The sequence below is a fragment of the Luteimonas sp. RIT-PG2_3 genome, assembly GCF_054902115.1.
Map to the genome: position 1 here is coordinate 96,272 of NZ_JBUBPF010000011.1, position 25,442 is coordinate 121,713.

The 25,442-nt window shown below is 69.0% G+C and carries 21 protein-coding genes and 1 tRNA gene; 9 read left to right on the forward strand and 13 right to left on the reverse strand.

Going from position 1 to position 25,442, the window contains the following annotated elements:
* Nucleotides 1-205: 205 nt before the first annotated feature.
* The 3 genes from ACYX7E_RS15675 to ACYX7E_RS15685 form a co-directional block, all read right to left on the reverse strand.
* The gene (locus ACYX7E_RS15675; RefSeq protein ID WP_462081525.1) at nucleotides 206-577 is read right to left on the reverse strand and encodes a hypothetical protein; all 372 of its coding nucleotides are present in this window, start codon (nucleotides 575-577) and stop codon (nucleotides 206-208) included.
* A 187-nt stretch (nucleotides 578-764) separates the two neighbouring features.
* Nucleotides 765-1,664, reverse strand: coding sequence for a patatin-like phospholipase family protein (locus tag ACYX7E_RS15680; protein WP_462081526.1), 900 nt, complete (start codon nucleotides 1,662-1,664; stop codon nucleotides 765-767).
* 150 nt (nucleotides 1,665-1,814) lie between these two features.
* Nucleotides 1,815-2,783: a helix-turn-helix transcriptional regulator gene (locus ACYX7E_RS15685; RefSeq protein WP_462081527.1), complete on the reverse strand. Its 969-nt coding sequence runs from the start codon at nucleotides 2,781-2,783 to the stop codon at nucleotides 1,815-1,817.
* A 191-nt stretch (nucleotides 2,784-2,974) separates the two neighbouring features.
* On the opposite strand from ACYX7E_RS15685, the gene ACYX7E_RS15690 reads away from it, so the two are divergent.
* The 6 genes from ACYX7E_RS15690 (at nucleotide 2,975) to ACYX7E_RS15715 (ending at nucleotide 10,750) form a co-directional block, all read left to right on the forward strand.
* Complete coding sequence (locus tag ACYX7E_RS15690; protein WP_462081528.1) at nucleotides 2,975-3,130, forward strand: hypothetical protein; 156 nt, start codon at nucleotides 2,975-2,977, stop codon at nucleotides 3,128-3,130.
* A 40-nt stretch (nucleotides 3,131-3,170) separates the two neighbouring features.
* A complete protein-coding gene (locus tag ACYX7E_RS15695) occupies nucleotides 3,171-6,095 on the forward strand; it encodes a molybdopterin oxidoreductase family protein (protein WP_462081529.1) in 2,925 nt (974 codons plus the stop codon).
* A 28-nt stretch (nucleotides 6,096-6,123) separates the two neighbouring features.
* Nucleotides 6,124-7,938 (forward strand): SLC13 family permease, encoded by a 1,815-nt coding sequence (locus ACYX7E_RS15700; RefSeq protein WP_462081530.1) that lies wholly within the window; start codon nucleotides 6,124-6,126, stop codon nucleotides 7,936-7,938.
* Nucleotides 7,939-7,989: 51 nt separating this feature from the next.
* Nucleotides 7,990-8,724, forward strand: a complete 735-nt coding sequence (locus ACYX7E_RS15705; protein ID WP_462081531.1) for a 4Fe-4S dicluster domain-containing protein — start codon at nucleotides 7,990-7,992, stop codon at nucleotides 8,722-8,724.
* A gap of 36 nt (nucleotides 8,725-8,760) precedes the next feature.
* Nucleotides 8,761-9,735 carry a dimethyl sulfoxide reductase anchor subunit family protein gene (locus tag ACYX7E_RS15710; RefSeq protein ID WP_462081532.1) on the forward strand — a complete coding sequence of 325 codons (975 nt, stop codon included), beginning with the start codon at nucleotides 8,761-8,763 and terminating at the stop codon, nucleotides 9,733-9,735.
* Nucleotides 9,736-10,045: 310 nt separating this feature from the next.
* Nucleotides 10,046-10,750, forward strand: coding sequence for a DUF481 domain-containing protein (locus tag ACYX7E_RS15715; RefSeq protein WP_462081533.1), 705 nt, complete (start codon nucleotides 10,046-10,048; stop codon nucleotides 10,748-10,750).
* A 282-nt stretch (nucleotides 10,751-11,032) separates the two neighbouring features.
* Here ACYX7E_RS15715 and hemC read toward each other — a convergent pair whose 3' ends face one another.
* From hemC to dtd, 8 genes are all read right to left on the reverse strand, one after another.
* Nucleotides 11,033-11,947: a hydroxymethylbilane synthase gene (gene hemC, locus ACYX7E_RS15720; protein ID WP_462081534.1), complete on the reverse strand. Its 915-nt coding sequence runs from the start codon at nucleotides 11,945-11,947 to the stop codon at nucleotides 11,033-11,035.
* 56 nt (nucleotides 11,948-12,003) lie between these two features.
* Entirely contained in the window at nucleotides 12,004-12,744 is a 741-nt protein-coding gene (locus ACYX7E_RS15725; protein ID WP_462081535.1) for a LytR/AlgR family response regulator transcription factor, read from the reverse strand.
* A 224-nt stretch (nucleotides 12,745-12,968) separates the two neighbouring features.
* Entirely contained in the window at nucleotides 12,969-13,646 is a 678-nt protein-coding gene (locus ACYX7E_RS15730) for an alpha/beta hydrolase (RefSeq protein ID WP_462081536.1), read from the reverse strand.
* 250 nt (nucleotides 13,647-13,896) lie between these two features.
* Nucleotides 13,897-15,831 (reverse strand): glucans biosynthesis glucosyltransferase MdoH, encoded by a 1,935-nt coding sequence (mdoH, locus tag ACYX7E_RS15735; RefSeq protein ID WP_462081537.1) that lies wholly within the window; start codon nucleotides 15,829-15,831, stop codon nucleotides 13,897-13,899.
* Nucleotides 15,828-17,339 carry an OpgD/OpgG family glucan biosynthesis protein gene (locus ACYX7E_RS15740; RefSeq protein WP_462081538.1) on the reverse strand — a complete coding sequence of 504 codons (1,512 nt, stop codon included), beginning with the start codon at nucleotides 17,337-17,339 and terminating at the stop codon, nucleotides 15,828-15,830. The genes mdoH and ACYX7E_RS15740 overlap by 4 nt, the downstream gene beginning before the upstream one ends.
* A 284-nt stretch (nucleotides 17,340-17,623) precedes the next feature.
* Nucleotides 17,624-17,699, reverse strand: a tRNA-Ile gene (locus tag ACYX7E_RS15745).
* A 77-nt stretch (nucleotides 17,700-17,776) separates the two neighbouring features.
* Entirely contained in the window at nucleotides 17,777-19,633 is a 1,857-nt protein-coding gene (rpoD, locus tag ACYX7E_RS15750; RefSeq protein ID WP_462081539.1) for an RNA polymerase sigma factor RpoD, read from the reverse strand.
* 56 nt (nucleotides 19,634-19,689) lie between these two features.
* Nucleotides 19,690-20,130, reverse strand: a complete 441-nt coding sequence (gene dtd / locus ACYX7E_RS15755) for a D-aminoacyl-tRNA deacylase (protein ID WP_462081540.1) — start codon at nucleotides 20,128-20,130, stop codon at nucleotides 19,690-19,692.
* Between the two features lie 168 nt (nucleotides 20,131-20,298).
* On the opposite strand from dtd, the gene ACYX7E_RS15760 reads away from it, so the two are divergent.
* The 3 genes from ACYX7E_RS15760 to ACYX7E_RS15770 all read left to right on the forward strand — a co-directional run bounded on the left by ACYX7E_RS15760 (nucleotide 20,299) and on the right by ACYX7E_RS15770 (nucleotide 23,463).
* Nucleotides 20,299-21,228 (forward strand): lauroyl acyltransferase, encoded by a 930-nt coding sequence (locus tag ACYX7E_RS15760; protein ID WP_462081541.1) that lies wholly within the window; start codon nucleotides 20,299-20,301, stop codon nucleotides 21,226-21,228.
* Entirely contained in the window at nucleotides 21,225-21,800 is a 576-nt protein-coding gene (locus tag ACYX7E_RS15765; RefSeq protein WP_462081542.1) for a PH domain-containing protein, read from the forward strand. The genes ACYX7E_RS15760 and ACYX7E_RS15765 overlap by 4 nt, the downstream gene beginning before the upstream one ends.
* Before the next feature lie 82 nt (nucleotides 21,801-21,882).
* The gene (locus tag ACYX7E_RS15770; RefSeq protein ID WP_462081576.1) at nucleotides 21,883-23,463 is read left to right on the forward strand and encodes a PH domain-containing protein; all 1,581 of its coding nucleotides are present in this window, start codon (nucleotides 21,883-21,885) and stop codon (nucleotides 23,461-23,463) included.
* 52 nt (nucleotides 23,464-23,515) lie between these two features.
* Here ACYX7E_RS15770 and ACYX7E_RS15775 read toward each other — a convergent pair whose 3' ends face one another.
* Entirely contained in the window at nucleotides 23,516-24,625 is a 1,110-nt protein-coding gene (locus ACYX7E_RS15775) for a glycosyltransferase (protein WP_462081543.1), read from the reverse strand.
* On the reverse strand, nucleotides 24,625-25,440 hold the full coding sequence (locus ACYX7E_RS15780) for a glycosyltransferase family 25 protein (protein WP_462081544.1): 816 nt from the start codon (nucleotides 25,438-25,440) through the stop codon (nucleotides 24,625-24,627). The genes ACYX7E_RS15775 and ACYX7E_RS15780 overlap by 1 nt, the downstream gene beginning before the upstream one ends.
* Nucleotides 25,441-25,442 lie beyond the last annotated feature (2 nt).

Genomic DNA, 25,442 nt, shown 5'->3' on the forward strand with positions numbered 1-25,442 from the left:
AACGTGGGCGGGGGCCCAGCGCGGCGGCGACACGAGGCGCCCCACGGTTGTGCGCCTGCCCCAAGGCCCTGTCGTCCCGGAAGGGGCCGAGCCGGGCAGTCTGCCTACGCAGGGTGGCCGGGGAGACCAGGAACCACCCCGTCCAGGGACCGTGACATTCCGGTACCTCCCCAAACGACAGGAGGAGACCGGGGCCCGACGGTCCTCAGCCGTGGCGCGCGACGGGCGTTGCGACGGTCCGCGCCGGGATCGCCCGCGCCGGGATAGCCCGTGCCGGCATCCGGGCACTGCCGCGGGCCGGATGCCAGGCACGGACGGACACGGCCTGCCGGCGTCGCCGCACCCGGACTGACGAGGCCCCAGGGTGACGGCGACGCGACAGCCGAAGAAGAAACGCAGTCAGCAGGCTTGCCAGCGGCAGCACCACCAGCCAGCCGAGGCCGGCCGCGGCACCGGGCAGCGCCGACAGCGACGACCATGCGACCGCCCCCACGACGACCGCGCCGATCAGGCACTGTTCGAGCAGCGGCAGGGACGTACGTGGGGAAACCGGGGAAGAAGCGGTGATTGCGGACATCGGGGCGACCTCGCTGACAGGAAGGCCAGCTTGCGACGGGCCCATCTCAGAAGCTGCGACCCCGCGTCGCGACCAGAACGGCGCTGGTCCTGGGCCCGTCTACCGGCCTCTCCATGGCGACGGCGCCCGGACGTCGGGCCTCGGGGTGTCCCTCGCCCGCGCCACCGACGGAACCGGGACTCGCCGCCTAGTAGCCGGCGGCGTCCAGCGCGGCGGTGGCTTCCCGGCGCCCGACCTCGACCAGCTCGGCGGCACGCCAGAACTCGTAGAACTGGCAGACGTCGCGCGGGATGCGGATCACCAGCTCGGGCGGATCCAGCGCCAGTTGCACGCGCGAGATCTGCGCCTGCATCGTGTCCAGCGAGCGCGACATGATCTCGACCAGCCCCATCTGTGAGGCGTTGCCGTCATCGCTGCCACCAAGACGACGGTCGAACCAGTCGCCGATGCGTTCGCCAATGGAGTCTTCGCCGTCGTCGTCCGCCGCGGGTCGCGTCGGCTGTGCCAGCCGCCCCGGTGGTCGCGCCGGCCAGCCATGCATGTCGACCGCGATCAGGCGATGCGCGTCCGACAACCGCGTCGCCGCGATCGGCAGCGGCGCCAGCAGGCCGCCATCGACCAGCGAGCGGCCATTGACCACATGCGGCGTGAACAATCCGGGGATCGCGAACGAGGCCCGCAGCGCATCCCACAACGGGCCATCCTGCAGCCAGACCTCGCGCTGGCGCTGCAGGTCGACCGCGACCGCGGTGAACTGCACCGGCAGGGATTCGATCAGCGGATTGCCGACGACTTCGCGCATCGCATCGACCAGCCGCGTCCCGCGCAGCACGCCGGGGCGTCGCCAGCCGGGATCGAGCAGACGCACGAAATCGCGGCGCGTCATCGCGGCCAGCCGCGCATGGAACTCGCGCAACTTGCCGGCCGCATGGATGCCGCCGACCAGGGCGCCACTGGACGCGCCGGAAATCGTGACGATCTCGAAGCCGCGTTCCTCCAGCACTTCGATGACGCCGATCTGCGCCAGCCCGCGCGCGCCGCCGGCGCCGAGCACCAGTGCGACCTGTTCGCGGACCGGTGGGAGCACGACGGGCGCAACCTCGCCCGATGGCGGGCGATGCCCGGGGACCGCAGGCGTCATCGGCGCCGCCATGTCGCGGTCATCGCCACATCGGGCACGCGGCACCGCAGCGACGGCACGGCAGGTGTCGGCAAGGGGGTCGACATCTGGGTCTGATCAACTGTCGTAATTGGACAGCGCCAGTGCCAGCAGCGAACGCGCCTGTTCGCGCAGCGATGCCGGCTCGACGATCTCGGCGTCGGACCCGTAATGCAGCACGTCCATCAACAGCTCGCGCGCGGCGCTGTAGGGCACTTTCAGCTCATAGCGGCCATCGGGCAGATGGCGACCCTGCTGCTGGGAATGCCAGTGCTCGTCGGCCACCCAGCGCGCGGCCTTGGCGGTGAAGCGGATCGTCGCGATGCCCTTCGGCGGGCCCGAGAAGATGCCGTAGCTGCCGGCCAGGTGGGTATCGAGCTCGGCCTCGTCGATGTCGCGGGCGTCAGCGTCGAGCACGCGCGCGGCGACGACGCGATCCACCGAAAAGCTGCGCAGCGCATCGCGCTCGTGGTCCCAGGCGTCGAGATACCAGTTGTCGCGGTAATGGGTGATGCGCTGCGGCGACACCGTGCGACGGGTCTTCTCGTCGGTCGAGCGCGCGCGGTATTCGAACGACAGCTGCTTGCGCTGCAGCACCGCCGAGCAGACATTGCGGAACGCATGCTCGTCCATGCGCCGGCCGCGATGCGGAATGACGCGGACGCGTTCGACCGGCCACTGCTTGCCGGCGGAGTGCTCGTCCAGCAGCTTGTCGATGCGCGACTGCAAAGGCGCCAGCGCGCTCGACAGCACGCCGCCGCCACTGCGCGACAGCAACTGCTGCGCGGCCAGCAGGGCATGCAATTCATCGGAGTTCAACCACAGGCCGGGCAACTCGAAACGCCCGCCATCCTCGGCGTCGTAGCGGAAGCCGGACTCGCCATCGCCGGTCACCGGCGCCATCAGCGCATCGCGCAGGAAGGCCAGGTCGCGATAGACCGTCGCCCGCGAGCATTCGAGTTCGTCCTGCAACCGCACCACCGTCACCGGATAGCGCGAAGTCTTGAGGATGCGGTGCAGCGAGAGAATGCGTTCGTATCGGTCCATGGGGAGATTATGCCCACTCGCGGTGACGAACGGATGCCGGCGCCCGCGCAACAGGATGGTCGGGCGCAACCGCAGCTGGCGCGAGGCCTTGACCCGCGCCCCTCGGGACGGCCCGCCCCCTCCCGACGGGCCCGGCATGGACGCCGCGCCGGGAGCGGTTCCGCGAACGGCCACCGCCGCCCCCCGCGGCCGTGGTCGCATCGATCGGCGAATTCTTCGGCGGCCCCGGCTACAGCGCCGGCCCCTGCCCACGGATCCGCAACCACATCGCCCGGCTGTCTCCCGGCGGCGACAGCGGGCGGTTGCAGGAAGCGCTGCACCGCGAGCGCGAAGCCTGTCGTCCGTGAATATCTGACGTCGACAGCGCGACACAGGCACAATAGCGGCATGACGTCGCCCGCTCCAAAAGAGCCAGCCATCGATCTCTCGCCGTCGCCCGGCGACGAGGTGAAGACCACCACCTGCTACATGTGCGCCTGCCGCTGCGGCATCAAGGTGTGGCTGAGCGATGGCCCCGATGGCAGCAGGATCCGCTACATCCAGGGCAATCCCGCGCATCCGGTCAACCAGGGCGTGCTGTGCGCGAAGGGTGCATCGGGGATCATGCAGCACTATTCGCCGGCCCGGCTCGACAAGCCCCTGCTGCGCGTCGGCGAACGCGGCAGCGGCGAGTTCCGCGAGATCGAGTGGGACGAGGCGATGGCGATCGCCACCGGCTGGCTGGCACCGATCCGCGCACGCAACCCCGATGAACTTGCGTTCTTCACCGGCCGCGACCAGTCGCAGGCGCTGACCGGCTGGTGGGCGCAGCAGTTCGGCACCGTCAACTACGCCGCGCATGGCGGCTTCTGCTCGGTCAACATGGCGACCGGCGGCATCTACACCCTCGGCGGGAGCTTCTGGGAATTCGGTGAGCCCGACTGGGAACACACGCGCTACCTGATGCTGTGGGGCGTCGCCGAGGACCACGACTCCAACCCGCTCAAGCTCGGGCTCGGCAAGCTCAAGGGGCGCGGCGCCAAGATCGTCGTGATCAATCCGGTACGCAGCGGCTATGGCGCGATCGCCGACGAATGGATCGGCATCCGTCCCGGCAGCGATGGCCTGTTCGCGTTCGCGCTGATCCACGAACTGCTGCGCATGGACCGTATCGACCTCGATTACCTGGTCCGCTATGCCAACGCGCACTGGCTGGTGATCCGGCAGCCCGGTGGCGCGCAGGACGGCCTGTTCGCGCGCGACGCCGATGGCCATGCGCTGTGCTGGGATCGCGACGCCGGCGCCCTCGCGCGCGCCGACGCGATCGACATCACACCTGCGGTCGTCGGCGAATTCGCGCTGCCCGATGGCGGCCTCGCGGTGCCGGTGTTCCAGCTGATCGTCGAACGCTACCTCGATCCGCAATATTCGCCCGATGGCGTCAGCGATCGCTGCGGCATTCCCGCCGCGACGATCCGCCGGATCGCGCGCGAACTCGCCGCGGCCGCCTTCGACGATCCGCTGACGTTGCCGATCGCGTGGACCGATGCCTGGGGCCGCGAGCATGCCGAGATGGTCGGGCGGCCGGTCTCGATGCATGCGATGCGCGGCATCAGCGCGCACAGCAACGGCTTCCATACCTGCCGCGCGCTGCACCTGCTGCAGCTGCTGCTGGGCGCGGTCGATGCGCCCGGCTCGTTCCGCTACCAGCCGCCGTATCCCAAGCCCATCCCGCTGCCGAACCGTCCGGGCAAGCTGCGCCGCGACAACGGCACGCTGGACGCGCCGCCGCTGGGCTTCGTGCATGGCCCGCAAGACCTGGTCGTCGATGCCGACGGACAGCCGCGACGCATCGACCATGCGTTCTCGTGGGCCTACCCACTGTCGGCGCACGGCATGATGCATACCGTGATCCGCAACGCCTGGGCCGGCGATCCCTACCGCATCGACACGCTGATGATGTTCATGGCCAACATGAGCTGGAACTCGGCGATGAACACCACCGAGACGATGCACTGGCTGACCGACAAGGACGAGGCCGGTGAGTACCGCATCCCGCACATCATCTATGCCGACGCCTACGCCAGCGAGATGGTCGCCTACGCCGACCTGGTACTGCCCGACACCACCTACCTGGAGCGCTTCGACGCGATCAGCCTGCTCGACCGCCCGATCTCCGATGCCGATGGCGCCAGCGACGCGATCCGGCACCCGGTGCTGGACGCGGCCACGCAATCGCCCGGCCGCGACGTGCGCGGCTTCCAGTCGGTGCTGCTCGACCTCGGTGCACGTCTGCAACTGCCCGGCATGGTCGACGACGACGGTAAGCCGGTCTATCGCGACTATGCCGACTATATCGTCCACCACCAGCGCGCGCCCGGCGTCGGCCTGCTCGCGGGCTGGCGCGGCGATGGCAGCCAGCATGGCAAGGGGTCGCCGAATCCCGGCCAGTTGCAGCGCTACATCGACAACGGCGGCTTCTGGCGCGAAGAGTTGCCGACCAGCGCGCGCTATTTCAAGATGGCCAACCGCGACTACCTCGCGTGGGCGCAGCGCTTCGGCTTTCTTGGCAGCACCGAAGCGATCGTGTTGCAGCTGTACGCCGAACCCCTGCAGCGCTTCCGCCTCGCCGCGCAGGGACATGGACCACAGCAGCCGCCGGAGGCGCATCGCGAACGCGTGGCGACCTACTTCGATCCATTGCCGCTGTGGTACGAGCCGTTCGAGCACGACCAGACCTCGCGCGAGACGTTCCCGCTGAACGCCGTGACCCAGCGACCGATGTTCATGTACCACGCCTGGGGATCGCAGAACGCCTGGCTGCGCCAGATCGCGACGCGCAACTGGCTGTACCTGCATCCGCAGACCGGCGCCCGCCACGGCATCGCCGACGAGGACTGGCTGGAGGTCAGCTCGCACAACGGCAGCATCACTGTGCAGGCGAAGTTCGCCAGCAACGTGCAGCCCGACACCGTCTGGACCTGGAACGCGATCGGCAAGCGCCGCGGTGCCTGGCGACTGGCGAAGGATGCACCCGAGGGCGATACCGGCTTCCTGATGAACCACCTGATTTCCGACCGGACACCGCGCGGCGACTACGCCAATGCCGACCCGGTCACCGGCCAGGCGGCCTGGTTCGACCTGCGCGTCGCGATCCGCAAGGCACCCGCGCAGGAGACGGCAACCTCACAACCGCAGTTCCCGGCACTGTCGCTGGGGCAGGCGCCGACGCAGCCGCTGCGCTATGGCGCAGGCCTGCGCGCGCAGCGCACGGCCAACGCGTTGCACAAGGCCTCGCACGACAAGGCCGCACAGGACAAGGACGACGCCTGATGGAAGCAGGGCCTGATGGAAACAGGGCATGGATGGACCACGGATCATGGAGCCCGGATTGATGGGGCAGGGACTGATGGAGCATGGCCTGGATCTGTGGTTGACGCTGGCGATGATGGGCTTGGCGGTCTACCTGTTCATCACCGAGAAGCTGCGCGTCGATGTCGTGGCCTTGCTGGTCATGACCGGCCTGCTGGTGATGGGCGTGCTGACGCTGCCCGAGGCGCTATCGGGTTTCAGCAACCAGGCCACGGTGATGGTCGCGGCGATGTTCGTGCTCAGCGGCGCATTGCAGCGCAATGGCGCCCTGGTGGCGATCGGCGACCTGCTGGCACGCATCCGCCTGCAGTGGCTGTTCCTGCTGGTGATGATGTGCTTAGTGCTGTGCGTGGCCGCGTTCGTCAACAACACCGCGACCGTGGCGGTATTCCTGCCGCTGGTGCTGGCCGCCAGCACCGCCAACCGCTGGGCGCCGTCTCGGTTCCTGATCCCGCTGTCGTACATGTCGCAGACCGCGGGCGTGTGCACGCTGATCGGCACCTCGACGAACCTGCTGGTGGACTCGATGGCGCGCGAGACCGCCGGCATCGGCTTCACGCTGTTCGAATTCGCGCCGCTGGGCATCGTGTTCGTCGGCATCGCGATGGCCTACCTGATGACGGTCGGCCGCTGGCTGCTGCCGGACCGCGGCATTCCCGGCGGGGACGATACCGACCACGTCGGTCAGTACGTCGCCGAACTGCTGGTGACCGATGCCTCGACTGCGATCGGCACCCATCGCGACGACCTGCTACCCGACGGCATCGATGGCGTCGACGTGCTGCAGGTGCTGCGCAAGGGACAGGCGATGCATGGCGGCAACGCCGTCGTCCAGACCGGCGACCGCCTGCTGCTGCGCGGCGAATGGAAGCAAATCGCCGCGACCCGCAAGGCGCTGAAGCTGGCATTCGACCATGTCGCGCGCGACCTCGACGGCGATCCCAATGCCGAGCGCCTGCATGTCGAGGCGATGGTGTCGCCGGGCTCGCACCTGATCGGCCACACGCTGGCCGGGATGCGCTTCGGACATACCTATCGCGCGCGCGTGCATGGCCTGCATCGCCGCCAGCTCGACATCCGCCAGCCGCTGGACCATGTGCAGCTCTCGGTCGGCGACGTGCTGCTGATCGATGCGCCGGCCAAGGCCATCGACGAGTTGCGCAGCGATCGCGGGCTGATCGTGCTGGGCCAGCGCGCGCAACGCAAGGTCGACAGCCTACGCGCGACGCTGTCGGTGCTGATCATGGCGCTGGCGATCGGCGCGGCCGCGCTGGGACTGCTGCCGATCGTCGCATCGGCACTGCTGGGCTGCGTCGCGCTGGTGGTGTTCGGGCTGATCGATCCCGACGAGGCCTATCGCGCGATCGACTGGCGGGTGATCCTGCTGCTGGCCGGCATCATCCCGCTGGGCGTGGCGCTGCAGAAGACCGGCGGCGCGGGCATCGCGGCGGAGTTCCTGATCAGCGCGCTCGGCCCCTACGGCCCCGTGGCCGCCCTGGCGGCGATCTACCTGATGACCTCGGCCCTGACCGAATTCATGAGCAACAACGCCTCCGCGGTGCTGGTCGTGCCGATCGCGCTGGCCACCGCCGAATCGATGGGCATCGACCCCAAGCCATTGCTGATCGCGGTCGCGTTCGCGGCATCGACCAGCTTCGCCACGCCGATCAGCTACCAGACCAACACGATGGTCTACACCGCCGGCGGGTATCGTTTCAGCGACTTCGTCAAGATCGGCATGCCGTTGAACGTGATCTTCTGGCTGTCGGCCATCGCCCTGATTCCCCGGTTCTTCCCGTTCTGAGCCTCCCTGACACACCGATCCTCCCAAGCCGATCCTCCCGAGCACCCTGCCATGACGTCACTGCCGCCACCGTCGAAGAAGAAACTGGGCCTGGTCATCGACCTTGATACCTGCGTCGGCTGCCATGCCTGCGCGACCAGTTGCAAGGAATGGAACGCAGGCGGCATCGCCGGCCCGCTGACCGACGAGCAGCCCTACGGCAAGGACCCGGTCGGCGTCTGGTTCAACCGCGTGCACAGCTACGAGGTCGCGCCGAGCGAACAGCAGCCGGCGATGACACTGCACTTCCCGCGCAGTTGCCTGCATTGCGAAACGCCGGCCTGCGTGACCGTCTGCCCGACCGGCGCCAGCTACAAGCGCGCCGAAGACGGCATCGTGCTGGTCGACGAGGACAAGTGCATCGGCTGCAAGCTGTGCTCCTGGGCCTGCCCGTACGGCGCGCGCGAGTACTCGCCGGTCGAAGGCGTCATGAAGAAGTGCACGCTGTGCGTCGACCGCATCTACAACCAGAACCTCGACGAAAGCGAGCGCGTGCCCGCCTGCGTACAGGCCTGCCCGACCAAGGCGCGGCATTTCGGCGATCTGGGCGATCCCGATTCCGCAGTCTCGCAACTGGTCGCCGATCGCGGCGGCGTCGCCTTGATGCCGGAACTGGGCTACCAGCCGGTCAACCGCTACCTGCCGCAGCGGCCGCGCCGTGACCAGGACGACGGCGATGTCGCCGTCGAAGCGACGCCCCCTGCTCCGTCGCTGCTGCGCTGGCTGGACAGGCTGGTGCGGCGATGAGCGCAACATCCCCACGCATCCGGAGCCACTGACCCCATGCATCCCGCGTTGTCGGTGATCCTGTTCACGACGCTGTCCGGCGCCGGCTTCGGCCTGCTGTGCTGGTCGGGCCTGGCGATGCTGTGGCTGGCGCTGCGCGGCGATGCGATGCGCGGCCTGCAGGCCCTGCCGCCGTGGGCGCTCGGTATCGGCGCCACCCTGGCGGTGATCGGACTACTGAGTTCGCTGGCCCATCTCGGCAAGCCGCAGCGCGCGTGGCGGGCATTATCGCAATGGCGCACGTCGTGGCTGTCGCGCGAAGGCGTACTGGCGATCGCGACCCTGGTCGTCGCCACCGGCCTGTTCGCGCTGCTGGTGCTGCCCGCCATGGACGCGGGCATCGGCGTGGCCCCCGCACGGGCGATCGCCGTCGGTATCGGCGCGGTCGTACTGGCCGCGCTGGCGCTGGCCACGGTCGCCAGCACCGCGATGATCTACGCCTCCCTGAAGCCGATCCCCGCGTGGACGCAGCCACTGGTGGTGCCGGTCTACCTGCTGTTCGCGCTGCTGACCGGACTTGGCCTGCTGGCCGTGCTGGCGGCGCTGCTGCGGCCACACGCGATGACCGGCCACCTGCTGGCGGTCGCACTGGCGGTGCTCGCGCTGATGCTGGCGGCGCTGAAGGCGCGCTACTGGCAGGCGATCTCCGCGCCGCTGCCGGGGTCGCGGGGCGCAGCCGTCGGATTGCCGGAGCGCAAGGTCGAGGTGTTCGAACGCCCGCATACGCAGGACAGCTTCGTCACCCGCGAGATGGTCTTCGTCGTCGCGCGCCGGCATGCCCGCCGCCTGCGCATCGCCAGCGTGCTGCTGTTCGCGGGCCTGCCGCTGCTGGCCTGCGGCCTGGACCTGCTGTGGCCGGCGCAGCCGGCCGCATGGCTGGCGCTGGCCACACTCGGCGCGCTGGCCGGCGCCTTCGTCGAGCGCTGGCTGTTCTTCGCCGAAGCCAGGCATGTGGTGAGCCTGTATTACTGAGCCAGCGCGGCTGGACCTGCCCTACTGAGGCTGCCCTACCAAAGCCGGTCCTGCTGAGCCGGCGCGACCGGGCGGCGGCTGGGCGGGCCCTTCCCTCCGGCTGTCCATCCGGCAAGCCAGCGTCCGACAGCCCCCGGCTTGCCCGTGATGGCCCAGCCAGGCCGGTTGAATGGCCATTGGCGGCGCCAGGGGACACCCGGCGACCCGGCCAGGATCGCCCCATCCCGCACTCCCCGTTCAGCTGGCAGCCTTGGGCCGGTCACGGGAACGCGCGATAATCCATGGTCAGCCGCCCAACGATGGACATCAGATGCTCACGGGCCTCTGGCTGGCTGTGGCCGGCCTCCCGATCTTCGTGCAACCGCTCCCGGAGGCGCCTTCGCAGCCTGCGGTGATCGCGCTTGCCGCGGGACAGGTCTCGCTGCGGCAGCGCTGCTATGCCATCAGCTGCCCCGGCGCCGAGTGGGCCGCGGCCAAGCAGACCGCATCGCCAGTGCTCGACCGCCGCATCGTCGCCCCCAGCAAGGCCCCCGGCACGGCCGACCGGATCGCCGCGATCCGTTCGCCAAAGCTGGCGACCCGGCGCTTCATCTCGCTGTATTCGCCGGCCACCCGGCGCGACTGGTTCAGCACGCGCGGCGACCATGTGCGCGTCGACACCACCTACAGCTACCACGCCGTGCGCACGCCGGGCACCGACCTGCGGCTGGACTTCGGCACCGGTTACCGGATCGAGCCCTATTCCGATTACGGCACGCGCGCGGCGGGCCCGATCGCGCGTGGCGGCATGCAGCTGTCGCAGCGCATCGGCGACCGCGCCCACCTGAGCCAGCGCGTGCAGGTCGAGACCGGTCGCGAGAACACCTACCTGCGCCAGATCATCGGCTTCGATCTCGAACTCGATCCGCAGTGGTCGTTGCTCAGCGACTTCGAACTGCGTCACGACAGTGGCGGCAACGGCGGCACCGGCCAGACCGACAAGGAAGGTTCGGTGCGGCTGCGCTTCGCGTTCTGACGGAGCTCGCGCTGATCAGACTCGCCAACCAAGCTCGCTGACCAGGCTCAGAGCCTGTTCACGATCTGTCGCGAGCGCACTCAGGTGGCGCGTGGCGTGCATACCAGTGAAGAGCAGACAGAAAGCGCAATGTACATGCAGGTACATGAGCATTTGTGGCCACCCTCCATGGCGGCCACCCTTCGGGCCAGCGCCATGCGCTGTCAAGAACCGCTCCAGGCGGTTCTTTCGAGCACCGCACGCGCGCCAGATGGCAAGCGCAGCAAGATCGTGAACAGGTTCTCAGCGCGGCCGCAGGAACTCGCCGGCACCGGCCTCGATCAACTGGCGCGCGACCGCGATGCCAAGCGTCTCGCCTTCGCGCGCGGACGCCTCTGCCGACGCCCGCACCTGACGACCATCCTCGGCGCAGCCGACCAGGCCCTGCAGCGTGATGCGGTCGCCGTCCAGCAGCGCATGCGCCGCGACCGGCACATGGCAACTGCCGTGCAGCGCGCGGTTCATCGCACGCTCGGCTTCCACGCACAGCCGCGTCGGCGCATCGTCGAGCACCGACAACAGCGCCCATGCGGCCGGATCACGATCGCGACATTCGATCGCGATCGCACCCTGCGCCGGCGCCGGCAACCAGTCCGGCGACTGCAGCCGCGTGCGGATGCGCGCGTCCAGGCCCAGGCGCTGCAGGCCGGCGCAGGCCAGGATGATCGCGTCGTACTCGCCGGCATCGAGCTTGGCCAAGCGCGTATTGACGTTGCCGCGCAGGTCGATGATGCGCAGGTCCGGGCGACGGGCGCGCAACTGGGCTTGGCGGCGCAGCGACGAGGTACCGACGCAGGCGCCTTCGGGCAGGTCGTCAATGTCCTGGTAGCGCCCGCTGATGAAGGCATCGGCGGCATCGTCGCGCGGCAGGATCGCCGGCATCACGAAGCCGGGCTCGAGCTCCATCGGCACGTCCTTCAGCGAATGCACCGCGCAGTCGGCCTCCTGCCGCTCCATCGCCAGCTCCAGCTCCTTCAGGAACAGGCCCTTGCCGCCGATGGCCGCCAGCGAACGGTCCAGGACTTCGTCGCCGCGCGTGCTCAGCGGCACCAGTGAGATCTCGAGACCGGGGTGGGCCGCGCGCAGGCGCTCGGCGACGTGCTCGGTCTGCCACAGGGCGAGCGGGCTCTTGCGGGTGGCGATGCGGATGCGGTTCATGCGCGCATTATCCCAAACCCGGGCACGGATTCGGGATTCGCCGGCCAGATCGGCGTTTAAAGGTGGCGGATGGTCTCGCGCAGCTGGGCAACACAGCGCCGGCTGACTTCCAGCGGCTGCTTGCCATGGCGCAGCAGCGCCTGGACATGGCCATCGACGCCGCGCTTCAGCTCGAGCAGCTCATGGCGCGCGACCAGGCAGTTGCGGTGGATGCGTACGAAGCGCTCGCCGAACTCGTCCTCCAGCGATTTCAGCGATTCCTCGATCAGGTCCTCGCCGCGGGCGTGGTGGACCACGACGTACTTCTCCTCGGCCTGCAGGTAATGCACGTCTTCGATCGGAATCAGCCGAAGGTTGCCGCGCATGCGTGCGCACAGATGGGTCCGCGAATGCCGCTTGCCCTGCTCGCCGTCATCGTCGGCCGCGCGTTCGCGACCTGCGGTGAACGTGCGCGCGCGCTCCAGCGCCGCCTGCAGCCGCTCGGGCCGTACCGGCTTGACCAGGTAATCGACCGCGGCCGCCTCGAACGCCGACAGCGCATGCGCGTCATAGGCGGTGCAGAACACCACCGCGGGACGCGACTCGAACGCCGCCAGGTGGCGCGCCACTTCGAGGCCATCCATTCCGGGCATCGCGATGTCGAGCAGGATCAGGTCGGGCGCGTGTTCGTCGCAGGCCTGCAGCGCAGCGCGGCCGTCGCCGACCTCGGCCACCACGTCGGCACCGGGCTGCGCGAGCAGCAGCGCCCGCAGGCGCTCACGGGCCAGCGGCTCATCGTCGGCAATGATGATCCTCACATCGGCTCCCCTGCTGGACAGTGCACCCTGGCGTCGACCGCGCCCCGGACGTGGGACGCCGTTCGGTCCGCATGGTAGCCGCGGTTCCGACAGGGTGTCATCGCGGCGCCCGGGCACAGTCTGTCGTGTCCAGGCGGGCCTGACAGCAGGGTTAACGCAAAATCCCCCGGGAAGCGGCCGCCGCGACGGCGACCGTCAGCAGCAGGCCGGCACCCGGTCGGCCCTCAACCGGCGGCAAACCGCTGCGACAGCCACTGCCCGAGATCGGCGATCTCTTCGGCGCAAACCGAATGCGGCATCGGGTAACGATGGAAACTGACGTCGAATCCGAAGCGCTGCATCAGCGCCGCGCTCTGCTCGCCGGCGGCGAACGGCACCACCGGATCCTGGGTGCCGTGTGCGAAGAACAGCGGCTGGCTGGCGGCGCCCTCGACCAGCCACCCCTCGGCCTTGTGCGCGGCCGGCAGGTAGGTCGACAGGCCGATCAGCCCGGCCAGCGGTGTGCTGCGCCGCAGGCCTGCTGCCAGCGTGATCGCGCCACCCTGCGAGAAGCCCGCCAGGATCACCCGCGACGCCGGCACGCCACGCTGCCGCTCGCGCTCGATCAGCGCGTCCACCTGCACGATTGACTCCTCGACGCCCTGCTCGTCGGCACGGTTGGCGAGATCGAAATCCTTGATGTCGTACCAGGCCCGCATGCGCGCACCGTTGTTGATCGTCACCGCGCGCAGCGGCGCGTTCGGGAACACGAAGCGCAGCGCCGGCCACTCCGGCCGCAGCAGTTCCGGCACGATCGGCACGAAGTCGTTGCCGTCCGCGCCGAGGCCATGCAGCCAGATCACGCTCCATTGCGGGTCGGCGCCGGTCTCGCGTTCGATGGTGTCCAGCAATGCGTCGGTCATGGGGCAAGGCAGCCAGGTCTAGGGGCCGTGCAGCATAACAACCGGCGGCAACCTGCTGGCAGCCCGCCGCGCGACCGGTCAGTGCGAAGCAATGCCGACAAGGCCTCGAACCCTGCTCACGATCTGTCGCGAGCGCAGTCAGAGGTCGGGTGGCGGAACGTAGAAAGCGCCATGCAGGTGCAGATACATCAGCAGCTCAAGCACCGCACGCGCGCCAGCTGGCAAGCGCAGCAGGCGCGTCAGCAGGTGCTCAGATCGCGCCCGGCTTCAGCGGCGCATCGGTGGCGGGAGGCAGCGCCGCGCGCGCGTCGTCCGCCGCACGCGCACGCAGTTCGGCGGCGCGCTGCAGGACCTTCGGCGGCGCGAGCTCTTCCGGGGTCGAAAACAGCCCGTGCCGGCGCATCCATCCCCCGATCGCGCGCGACGAGGTCAGCATGACGATCGGGATCGACCCGACCAGGCCCAGGATCACCGGCGACATCCACAGCGCCAGGCCCGGCGACATCGACCACGCCGCGACGCCCATGACCAGGCCCAGCACGGTCGTACCGCGATAGCTGCGCCACAGGTCGCCCAGGGTCTGGCGGCCATCGTCGCGCTGCTGCGCATCCCAGCCAGAGTCGCGGCCGGCCAGCACTTCGGCGACGCCGCGCGACTGCACGTACATCGTCACCGGCGCCATCAGCGCGGCCAGCACGTTCTCGATCAGCACGCTGACCAGGCTGCGCAGCGCGCCACCGCACCCACGGCGCATGCGCGCATCGCACAGCGTGGCCACGTAACCCATGACCTTGGGCGCGAACAGCATTCCCATCGTCAGCAGGAACACGCCCAGGAAGCGGTCTTCATCGAGCGCCATCCAGTAACCGGCGACCGAGAAACCATCCTGGCCGGGAATGCCGTGCTGCAGAGGAATGCCCAGGCCGATCAGGATCAGCATCGCCCACAACGGCGCGGTCAGGTAATGGCCGATACCGATCAGCAGGTGCCAGCGGCTGACCCAATGCAGGCCACGGGTCGCCAGCACGCCGCCATGCTGCAGGTTGCCCTGGCACCAGCGACGGTCGCGCACCAGCATGTCGGTCAGCGACGGCGGGCCTTCCTCGTAGCTGCCTTCCAGTGACGGGATCATGTGCAGCGCCCAACCGCCGCGCCGCAGCAACGCGGCCTCGACGAAGTCGTGGCTCAGCACATGCCCGCGGAACGGCACCGTGCCGCCCAGTGCCGGCAGGCCGCCATGCGCGGCGAACGCGGCGGTGCGGATGATCGCGTTGTGGCCCCAGTAATTACTTTCCGCGCCATGCCACCAGGCCACGCCATGGGCGATCACCGGGCCGTACATGCGTCCGGCGAACTGCTGCATGCGCGCGAACATCGACGCGCCGTTGACGATCACCGGCAGCGTCTGCACCAGTGCGACGTCGTCGTTGCGCGTCATCGCATCAGCCAGCCGGACCAGCGTGTCGCCGGTCATCAGGCTGTCGGCGTCGAGGATCAGGAACTGCGGATACGCGCCGCCCCAGCCGCGCACCCAGTCGGAGATGTTGCCGGCCTTGCGCTCGGTGTTGTCGTCGCGACGACGGTAATGCAGGTTCACCGCGCCGTTGTGCTGGCGTAACCGCGCGAACGCATTCAACTCGCGCGCATGGATGCCGGGATCGCGGGTATCGCTGAGCACGAAGACGTCGAACCACGCACCCTGCCCGGTCTCGTCCAGCGACTCCAGGATCGCCTGCAGGCCCGCCATCAGGCGTTCGGGATCCTCGTTGTAGGTCGGCATCAGCAGGGCGGTACGCGTCCGCAGCGCCGGTAATGGCGCCGCCGGATCGATGCCCAGCCGCGCCGGCTGGCGCAGCAGCACCAGCACGAAGCCGGCCAGCGAACTGGTGAACGACTGCACGATCCACGCGAACAAAGGCACGAACACCAGCAGCAGCAGGCCTTCGAGCACATCGATGCCGCCGATCCGCAGCAGCCACCAGATCTGGTAGGTCGCAAACAGTGTCAGCACCGCCGCCATGCTGACGATCAGCGCGCGTCGCCAGGCCATGCCATGGGGCGAGGAGGGCCGCGAGCGCTGTACCAGGGCGCCTTCGCGCAGCGACTGCACCGGCATCGTCAACGGCGCTTCGGCCGGCATCCAGCCGGCGATCGCCGCCGGATCGACCACGGGACGCGGGCTCATGCCGTCCACCGGTACAACCAGGTTTCAGAGTACGGCTGGCCGGCATGCATCAGCCGCATGCGCAACTCGGCGACATCGGCGCGCCCCGGGACCAGCTCGAAGCCTACGCGCCAGCCGCCGCCGGGGCGGCGGTGCACGACCACGTTGCGCAGTTCGCCGGCCGACGCGCGCGTCTCGATCGTCGGCAGCGTTTCGCCCGGCAACGCGGCACCGCCGGCCAGGTCGATGACGAACAGGCGAGAGGGCTCCTTCTGCCGTGGCGCGGCGCCGCTGCGCGTCGCCTGCACGATCGCCAGCGCCGGCAGCCAGACATGGCCGGCCGTCCAGTGCAGGCGATAGCGCCAGCGGCTCTCGACGCCGGCCTGCAACGGTGCAGACGGCCGCCAGAACGCGACGATGTTGTCGTGGTACTCGTCGGCCGTCGGGATCTCGACCAGGTGCACCTCGCCGGCGCCCCAGTCGCCCAGCGGCTCAACCCAGGCGCCCGGTCGCTTCTCGTACCCGGCTTCGGCATCCTCGTAGGCGCTGAAGTCGCGCTTGCGCTGCATCAGGCCGAAGCCGCGCGGATGGCGATCCTGGAACCCGCTGTGCTGCAACCGCGTCGGATTGCGCAGCGCGCGCCAGGCCTGCTCGCCCGTGCCGGTCATCAGCACCAAGCCGTCGGAATCGTGGACCGCCGGCCGGTAGTCGTCGATACGCAGGCGATCGGCGGCATCGAAGTGGTACATGCTGGTCAGCGCGGCGATGCCGGCGTCGGCCAGTGCCACGCGCGGGAACAGCCGCGCGTCGACGTCGAACACCGTCTCGTCGCCCGGCGTGATGACGAAGCGGAACGCACCGGCGACCCGCGGGCTGTCGAGCAGCGCATCGACGGTGATGGTATTAGCGCCCGCCGCCGGCCGGTGCAGCCAGAACGCGGTGAAGCGCGGAAATTCTTCCGGCCCCGGATCGCCCGTGCCCAGCGCCAGCCCGCGCGCCGACAGCCCATAGGCCAGGCCCTTGGCGACCGCGCGGAAATAGCTGGCGCCGAGGAAGACCGCGATCTCGTCGAAATACTCGGTGCTGTTGAGCGGCGCATGCAGGCGGAAGCCCGCAAAGCCGACGTCGTCGACCTGCGGCGGCGATCCCGGCGCGTAATCGAACTGGGCCGTCGAGAACGGCAAGCGACGCGCCTGCCCGTCCTCGACCGCATGCAGTTCCACGCGTGGCTTGAACAGGAAACCGCGATGAAAGAACTGCGCCTCGAAGCGACGCCCCTGCCCGCGCCACAGCGCCTGGTCGGGACGGAAGCGCAGGTCGCGGTACTGGTCGTAGCTGGCGCCATCGAGGACCGGCGGCAGCGAATCGTCGGGGGCCGCATAGGGTTTGGCGGCCAATGCGCGCGCCAACTGGGCGACGGTGTCGTCGTTGAAAACGGTTCCAGCCCCGGCCTGCGCGGCCAGTGCCTGCCAGCCCACTCCCAGCCATGGCATCGCCATCGCCGCTGCCAATACATCGCGTCGTCGCACCAGAAACCCGCCAGACCCAATCAAGCGCAGGACTCTAGCGGGAAAGTTGTAAGCGCAGTGCGAAGCCGCGCGCGGCAGTCATGCACACGTCATGAAACGATGCCGCCATGTGATGCGCACGCAGCGCTGTCTCGACATCGAGGAGGAGTGACAAGCCTCGAACGGATCGCCCCGGATGGGTTATTGATGGACATCAAGCTGTTGCCGATGGATGCCCACGACAAGACATGCGTGCCCTGCCTGGTGCACGCAGGATGGGCTTGCCGCAACCCGCTGATCTGAAGTGGTGGGCCCACCAGGACTCGAACCTGGAACCAAAGGATTATGAGTCCTCTGCTCTAACCATTGAGCTATAGGCCCGTCGGGCTGGAATTCTACCCGCGAAAACAGCGAACCCGCCGGGTGGCGGGTTCGCGGGTGCGACAGGCCGTGCCGGCTTACTCGATATCGAGGAAGCTGCGCAGCTGCTCGGAGCGGCTCGGGTGACGCAGCTTGCGCAGCGCCTTGGCCTCTATCTGACGGATGCGCTCGCGGGTGACGTCGAACTGCTTGCCGACTTCCTCGAGGGTGTGGTCGGTGTTCATGTCGATGCCGAAGCGCATGCGCAGCACCTTGGCTTCCCTCGGGGTCAGGCCGGCGAGCACGTCGCGGACGGTTTCCGACAGGTTGATGTTGACGGTGTTCTCGATCGGGGACTCGACGTTGGTGTCCTCGATGAAGTCGCCCAGGTGCGAGTCCTCATCGTCGCCGATCGGGGTCTCCATCGAGATCGGCTCCTTGGCGATCTTCATGACCTTGCGGATCTTGTCCTCGGGCATGTCCATTTCCTTGGCCAGCTCCTCCGGCGTGGCCTCGCGGCCGTACTGCTGGAGCATCTGGCGGGAAATGCGGTTGAGCTTGTTGATCGTCTCGATCATGTGGACCGGGATGCGGATCGTACGCGCCTGGTCGGCGATCGAGCGCGTGATCGCCTGGCGGATCCACCAGGTGGCATAGGTCGAGAACTTGAAGCCGCGGCGGTGCTCAAACTTGTCGACGGCCTTCATCAGGCCGATGTTGCCTTCCTGGATCAGGTCGAGGAACTGCAGGCCGCGGTTGGTGTACTTCTTGGCGATCGAGATCACCAGGCGCAGGTTGGCCTCGACCATTTCCTTCTTGGCCTTGCGTGCCTTGGCTTCGCCATAGGCCATCGCGCGGTTGATCTCCTTGAGATCAGCCAGGGTCACCATCATCGCCTTCTCGATGGCGAGGGTGGCTTCCTGCTCGGCGACGATCTGGTCCTTGACCTCGCGCAGGCCCGACGACCACTTCTGCTTGCGCTTGAGCGCGTCGTCGACCCAGCCCAGGTTGGTCTGGTTGCCTTCCCAGGCGCGGATGAAGTCCTTGCGCGGCATTTTGGCGGTGCGCGTGGCCAGGCCCAGGATGCGGCGCTCGTGGTCCTTGATCTCGCCGACGACGTCGCGCAGCTTGCGCACGAGAGTATCGGTCAGCGGCAGCGGCAGCTTCAGGGTGACGAAGACCTCCGCCATCTCCTCGCGCAGCTTCAGCACCGGCTTGGCGTCGGCGCCGTTCTTGGCGTAGGACTTCTGGAACTTGGCGTAGCCGTCGGCCAGCGCTTCCATGCGGCGCGCGACCTCGGCCGGGTCCGGACCGGTCGGACCGGCTTCCTCGGCATCGCCGGTGTCGTCGTCGTCGCCATCCTCGTCGGCCTCGGCATCGCTGTCGTCATCGCTGGCAGCCGCGGCAGGCACGGGCTCTTCGTCGATCAGGTCGTTGAAGCCGACCACGATCTCGGCCAGGCGCTTCTTGCCGCCCTTGTGCAACTCGTAATCCTCCAGCAGCAGCTGCACGGACCACGGGAAGCTGGCCAGCGCGGCCAGCATCTGGTTCAAGCCTTCCTCGATGCGCTTGGCGATCGCGATCTCGCCTTCGCGGGTCAGCAGCTCGACCGTGCCCATCTCGCGCATGTACATGCGCACCGGGTCGGTCGTGCGGCCGCCTTCGCTGTCGAGCGAGGTCAGCGCCGCAGCGGCTTCCTCGGCGGCGGTTTCGTCGACTTCGCGGCCACCGTCGCTGGCACCGGCCAGCAGCAGGGTCTCCGCATCCGGCGCGACTTCATGGACGTCGATGCCCATGCCGTTGATCATGCCGATGATGTCCTCGATCTGCTCCGGATCGACGAGATCGTCGGGGAGGTGATCGTTGACTTCGGCGTAGGTCAGGTAGCCCTGCTCCAGGCCCTTGCTGATCAGGAGCTTGATGTCGGACTGCTGAGCTGGACGTTCGTTCGCCATGTGGCGCGCACCGGGGAGAAAAGTGAACCCGTAATTATACCATCCCGGGGGCGGGGTCAGGCCCGGAGCAGGAAGGTGACCGGGCCATCATTGACCAGGCTGATCACCATATGGGCCCCGAACCGCCCGGTTTCCACCCCCCCCGCATGAACTTCCCGGCAGCGGGCCAGCAGGCGCCCGAACACCGGCTCGGCCTCGGCCGGCGGCGCGGCCGTGCTGAAGCCGGGGCGCATGCCGGAGCGGGTATCAGCGGCCAGGGTGAACTGGCTGACCAGCAGCAGGCCGCCGCCGGTGTCGGCCAGGGAGCGGTTCATCCGGCCCTCGGCGTCCGAGAAGACCCGGTAGCCGAGCAGGCGCTCGGTCATCCGCTGCACCTGGGAGTCGCCGTCGCCGGGTTCGACCCCGACCAGCGCCAGCAGCCCGGGGCCGATCCGGCCGATGACGGCGTCGTCGACGCTGACCGAGGCCTGGGTGACGCGCTGGATCAAGGCAAGCATGGCGGGACCGCGGCAAGAGGGGCGGCAAAGCAGACCATGGTCGCCCGCGATTTGCCATCCCTGACCGCCCCCTCCACCAATTGCCCGTCCAGCCACCGCCCGGCCGGGGAGTCCCGTCTGGCGCCCCGGCCACGATCTGCCGCCGCGACGGCCCGCTACACTGCCGCGATGACCAATGTGCTGACCCGCCTGACCGCCCGCCTGCTGCATCTCGCCGTTTCGGCGTTCACCCGGCTGCCGTGGCCGGTCCTGCGCCGGCTGGCCGATGGCCTGGCCTGGCTGTGGTGGCGGCTGGACGCGCGCGAGAGCCGGGTCGCGCTGCGCAACCTGGAACTGGTGTACCCCGAACTGCTGCCCAGCCAGCGCCAGGAGCTGCAGCGGCGCGTGTTGCGGACGACCGCCCGGCAGACGCTGGAGACGTTCCGGCTGTGGACCCGGCCACATGCGCAGAACCTCGCCCTGATCCGCCAGGTGCACGGCCTGGCGCATTTCCAGGCGGCGATCGCCTCGGGCAAGGGCGTCATCGTCGCGGCGCCGCATTTCGGCAACTGGGAGCTGCTGAACCAGTGGCTGGCCACGCAGACGCCGCTGGCGATCCTGTACCGGGCACCGGAATCAGCGGTCGGCGAAGCCTTCCTGCGCCTGGTCCGCGCCGATGCCGAGCGCGTCACCCAGGTCCGCGCCGAGGGGCAGGGCATCCGTACGCTGTTCAAGCTGCTGCGCGATGGCGGCGTCGTCGGCATCCTGCCCGACCAGCAGCCCAAGGCCGGCGATGGCGGGTTTGCGCCGTTCTTCGGCGTCGAAGCGCTGACAATGACTCTGCTGCCCCGGCTGGCCGAGCGCAGCGGCGCGACCGTGCTGTACGCCTGGTGCGAGCGCATTGGCACCGGGCTGGATTTCGCGCTGCACGTGATGCCGGCCGACGCCGCGCTGACGTCGAGCGATCCACGCGCCGCGCTGGCTGCGTTGAACGGCGATGTCGAGAAGATCGCCCGGCGCGACCCCGCCCAGTACCAATGGACCTACAAGCGCTACAAGGCACGGCCGGAAGGCAGCGGCGAACCCAATCCCTACGAAGACCTGGAGCAGCGCCGATGACCGTCGACGAGCCCTCCCCGCTCGCTCCAACCAGCGCCGAGGCCTCCGTCGCCGTTCGCGCCACCGCGCAGACGGGGACCGCGGGCGTGACGCCCGGCGACGACGGCTGGCAGGCGCTGCCGGCGCGCGCGCGCAGCCTGTTCACGATCTCCGCCCTGGTCAGCGCGCTCGTCATCGCGGTGGTCGCCCTGATCCCGATCGGGTTGCTGGTGTCGTCGAAGCCCCTGGCGATCGCGCTGGCGGTGGCGACCCTGGTCGTGGTGCCGGCGTTGCTGGTCTGGAGCGCGCGCAGGCGTTACGCGAATACGCGCTGGCGGATCGACGCGCAGGGCTTCGCCTTGCGCCGGGGCTACCTGTGGCACAGCGACACCCGCGTCCCCGGCTCGCGCGTGCAGCACCTCGACATCACCCGCGGGCCGATCGAGCGCCGCTTCGACCTGTCGACGCTGATCATCCACACCGCCGGCACCCGCCACAGCGCGGTGTCGATCGGCGGATTGGACACCGCCTGTGCCGAACAGCTGCGCGACCAGTTGGCGCAACGCATTGAAACCGACGATGACGACGACTGAGACGACGCCGGAGCACGACCCGGCCGCAACGCCACCGCCCGTGACAGCGGGGGGCCACGCGACCGACGCCCACGGACTGGTGATGGGCCCGGAACGGCGCCTGCACCCGTGGTCGTGGCTGTTCGTGTTGCTGGCGCAGCTGCGCCAGTTCCTGCTGCCGCTGATCGTGCTGGTGTTCTTCGGTGGTCGCAGTGAGGACCGCTACCAACTGATCGGTGCCGGCATCATCGTGCTGCTGCTCGTCGGCGGATCGGTCCGCAGCTACTTCACCTATCGCTACCGCATCGGCCGCGACAGCCTGTTCGTCCGCAGCGGCCTGCTCGAACGCAGCCTGCGCCAGGTGCCGTTCTCGCGCATCCACAACGTCGCTCTGCACCAGTCGCTGCTGCACCGGACGTTCGGCGTCGCCGAGGTCAAGCTGGAATCGGCCGGCGGGCAGAAGCCGGAAGCGCAGATGCGCGTGCTGAAGCTGGCCGACGCGCTGACGCTGGAGCAGGCGATCCGCACGCGCGGTCGCGCGAACCCTGCCGACATTCCAGCCGACGCCATATCGGAGGCGTTGTCCCCGCCCACAGCTTCCACGGCGTCGATGCCGTCGAAGTCATCCGGCACCGGGACGACACTCGACGACGCCCATGCCGGGAGCACCGGACGCACACTGCTGCGCCTGTCGTGGGCCGACATCGTTCGCGTCGGCCTGGTGTCCAACCGCGGCATGGTCGTCATTGCCGGTGCATTCGCGCTGTCGTGGCAGGTGTTTCCGGAGCGCACGATCTCGCACGCGCTCCGCGACCTGGCAGAGGCCGGCCTCGGCTATGCCGGGCGCTTCAACGGCGACTGGCTGGTGACCGGCGCCCTGGCGGCCAGCCTGGTGCTGGTCGCGCTGCTGCTGGTGCGGTTGTTCTCGATCGCGCTCGCGCTGATCCGCTATCACGGCTTCCGGCTCGACGAATATGGGCGCCGGCTGACCGTGACCCGTGGCCTGCTGACGCAGTTGCGCACCAGCGTGCCGCGCCGGCGCATCCAGGCCTGGACCCTGCGCGAGGGCCTGCTGCATCGGCTGCTGAAGCGATGCAGCGTGGAGATCTACACCGCCAGCGCGCAGGACCCATCGAACCAGGAGCGCGGCCTGCCGGAACTTGCGCCGATCGCGACGCCCGCCGACGCCGATGCGCTGCTGCAACACCTGCTCGACCGTGCGACCTGGCCGATCCCCGCATCGCAATGGCAGTCCCTGCATCCGCGTGCATGGCTGCGCCTGCTGATCGGCGACGTGGTCCTGGCGGTGCTGCTGAGCGCGGCCCTGTGCTGGTGGTTCGGACCGCCCGGACTGCTGGGCCTGGTCTGGATCGCATGGGGGCTGCTGTTGTCGCGGCGGCACGCCGCGCGTGCCGGCTACAGTCTCGACGACCACCTGGTCGCAGTGCGCGAGGGCTGGTGGTCGCGGCATTGGCGCTTCGCCGAACTCGACAAACTGCAGGCCCTGCAGCTGCGTCAGTCGCCGCTGGATCGCTGGTCCGGCATGGCATCGCTATGGCTGGACACCGCCGGTGCCGGAGCGATGGCGCCCTCGCTGCGGATCCGCTACCTGCCGCTGGCACAGGCGCAGGTCTTGCTGGAACGTTTGCAGAAGGAAATCGCGCGGCGACCGCTGCGCTGGTGAGCGGCGCCACCGGTTCGGCCGCGTAACCGCGCAGCACCGGCCATGGCTGCTGCTACGCCAGCGACAGGAACAGTTCTTCGTAGCGCTGGTTCATCAGTTCCCGGCCGTGGTGCTGCAGCGCCTTGCGACGCGCGGCCGCCGCCAGTTGCGCGGCCTGCGCCGGGTCGCGCAGCAACGCTTCCAGCGCATCGGCCAGTGCGACCGGATCTGACTCCGGCACGAGCCGGCCGTCGACGCCATCGACCAGCACTTCGCGCACGCCGGGAACCGCGCTGCCGACCACCGCGCAACCTGCGGCCATGCCTTCGATCAGGGCCAGCGGCATGCCTTCGTAATGCGTGCTCAACACCGCCAGCTGGTGACCCATCAACAGCTCGGGCACGTTGCGGACGACGCCGAGCAGGCTGACCTGCGATTGCAGGCCCAGCTCGACGATCAGTTTTTCCAGCGGCCGCCGATGCGCGCGCTTGCCGCCGCCGGCCAGCAACAACGGCGGCTGCAGGCCACGGTCGCGCAGCAGCGCCAGCGCGCGCAGCAGGGTCGGATGGTCCTTCTGCTTCGACAGGCGCGACACCATGACGATGCCGGGCACGCGCGAGGCATACGGATGCGCGTCGGCCTCCGCGAACGGTTCCAGGCGGACACCATTGGGGATCGCGATCGTGCGTCCGGCCGGCATGCCCATGTCCAGCAGGGCCTGGCGCACGCCTTCGGAGCAGCCGACGATACGCGAGGTCCGCGCGGCCAGCCAGCGCGACTGCGCCAGCCGCCAGCGCGTGTAACGCTCGCGCGTGTTGTGTTCGACGTGGACCAGGTGCGGCACCTTGGCCAGCAGGCCGGCATACCGTCCCCACAGGTGTTCGCTGAACCCATGCGCGACCAGTACGTCGGGCTGGAATTCGCGGCAGACGCGCATCAGTTGCCAGATCGTGGCCGCATGCGACCAGCCCGCCACCACGCGCAACGGCGTGCCGGCGCGCTGCAGCTCCTCGATGCGCGCCGGATCCGTGCGCCGCTTGCGCCGCAGCACCAGCAACGGCTCGATGCGATCGCCGGCATGTTCCGCATTGACCAGTTGGATCGCGACCTGGGTCGCGCCGCCGGAGAATCCGCCGGTGACGAAATGCAGCACGCGGACCTTGCCGTGCGGCGACGACGCCATCAACGCGCGCCCTCGCCGGACACGCGACCGGCGTAGTCGATGCGGCGGCGCCCCAGCCAAGCGAAAAGCACGCCCCAACCATAGCGCTGGCTGAAATGCCGCAGCCGCGGCCAGACGCGGTTGAGCTCGTAGCGCAGCTTGGGCCATGGATTGCGGGTCACCCGGTCGGAGCTGCCCATCGCCGACGCCACATCTTCGGCGGAGACCACCGGCGGATGCACCGACAGGATGCCCAGCCCGAATTCCCAGGGATGCTGCAGGTCGCAATCGATCGGACGCGCGGTGCCGCGATAGGCCCGCACCCAGCGTTCCGCACCCGCGCGCGTCCACACCGCAGCCGTGGTCGTCGACGGCACGCTGAGCCCGTACTCGACCAGCCTGCGCTGCGCTCCCAGCGCGGCCAGGTCGATATGGCGACGGCGCTTGCGATTGAGCTTCAGCACATCCCATTGCAGCAGCGGATCGGTCGTGCGCGCACGCAACGCCAGCGCTTCGGCCAGTACATCGCTGACATCGGCGTCGAACTCGGCATCGTCCTCGAGCACCAGCGCGTAGCGCGCGTCCGAGGCCAGGAAGCGCTGCAGGGCCTTCAGGTGGCTGAGCTGGCAGCCGACCTCGCCACGCCGGATCGGTTTGTAGTAGCGGTTCTCGCGCGTCTGTTCGCGGAACTCGTCCTCGCTCAGCGCCATGCCGTCGACGCCGGGGATGCGCTCGAACGTGATGCCCTGCGCCTGCAGGCGCGGCAGCATCGCCGCCAGCCGGTCCGGCGAGCGGTCGAGGTTGATCAGGAAGCACTGGCAGTCCGCGGGCAACATGC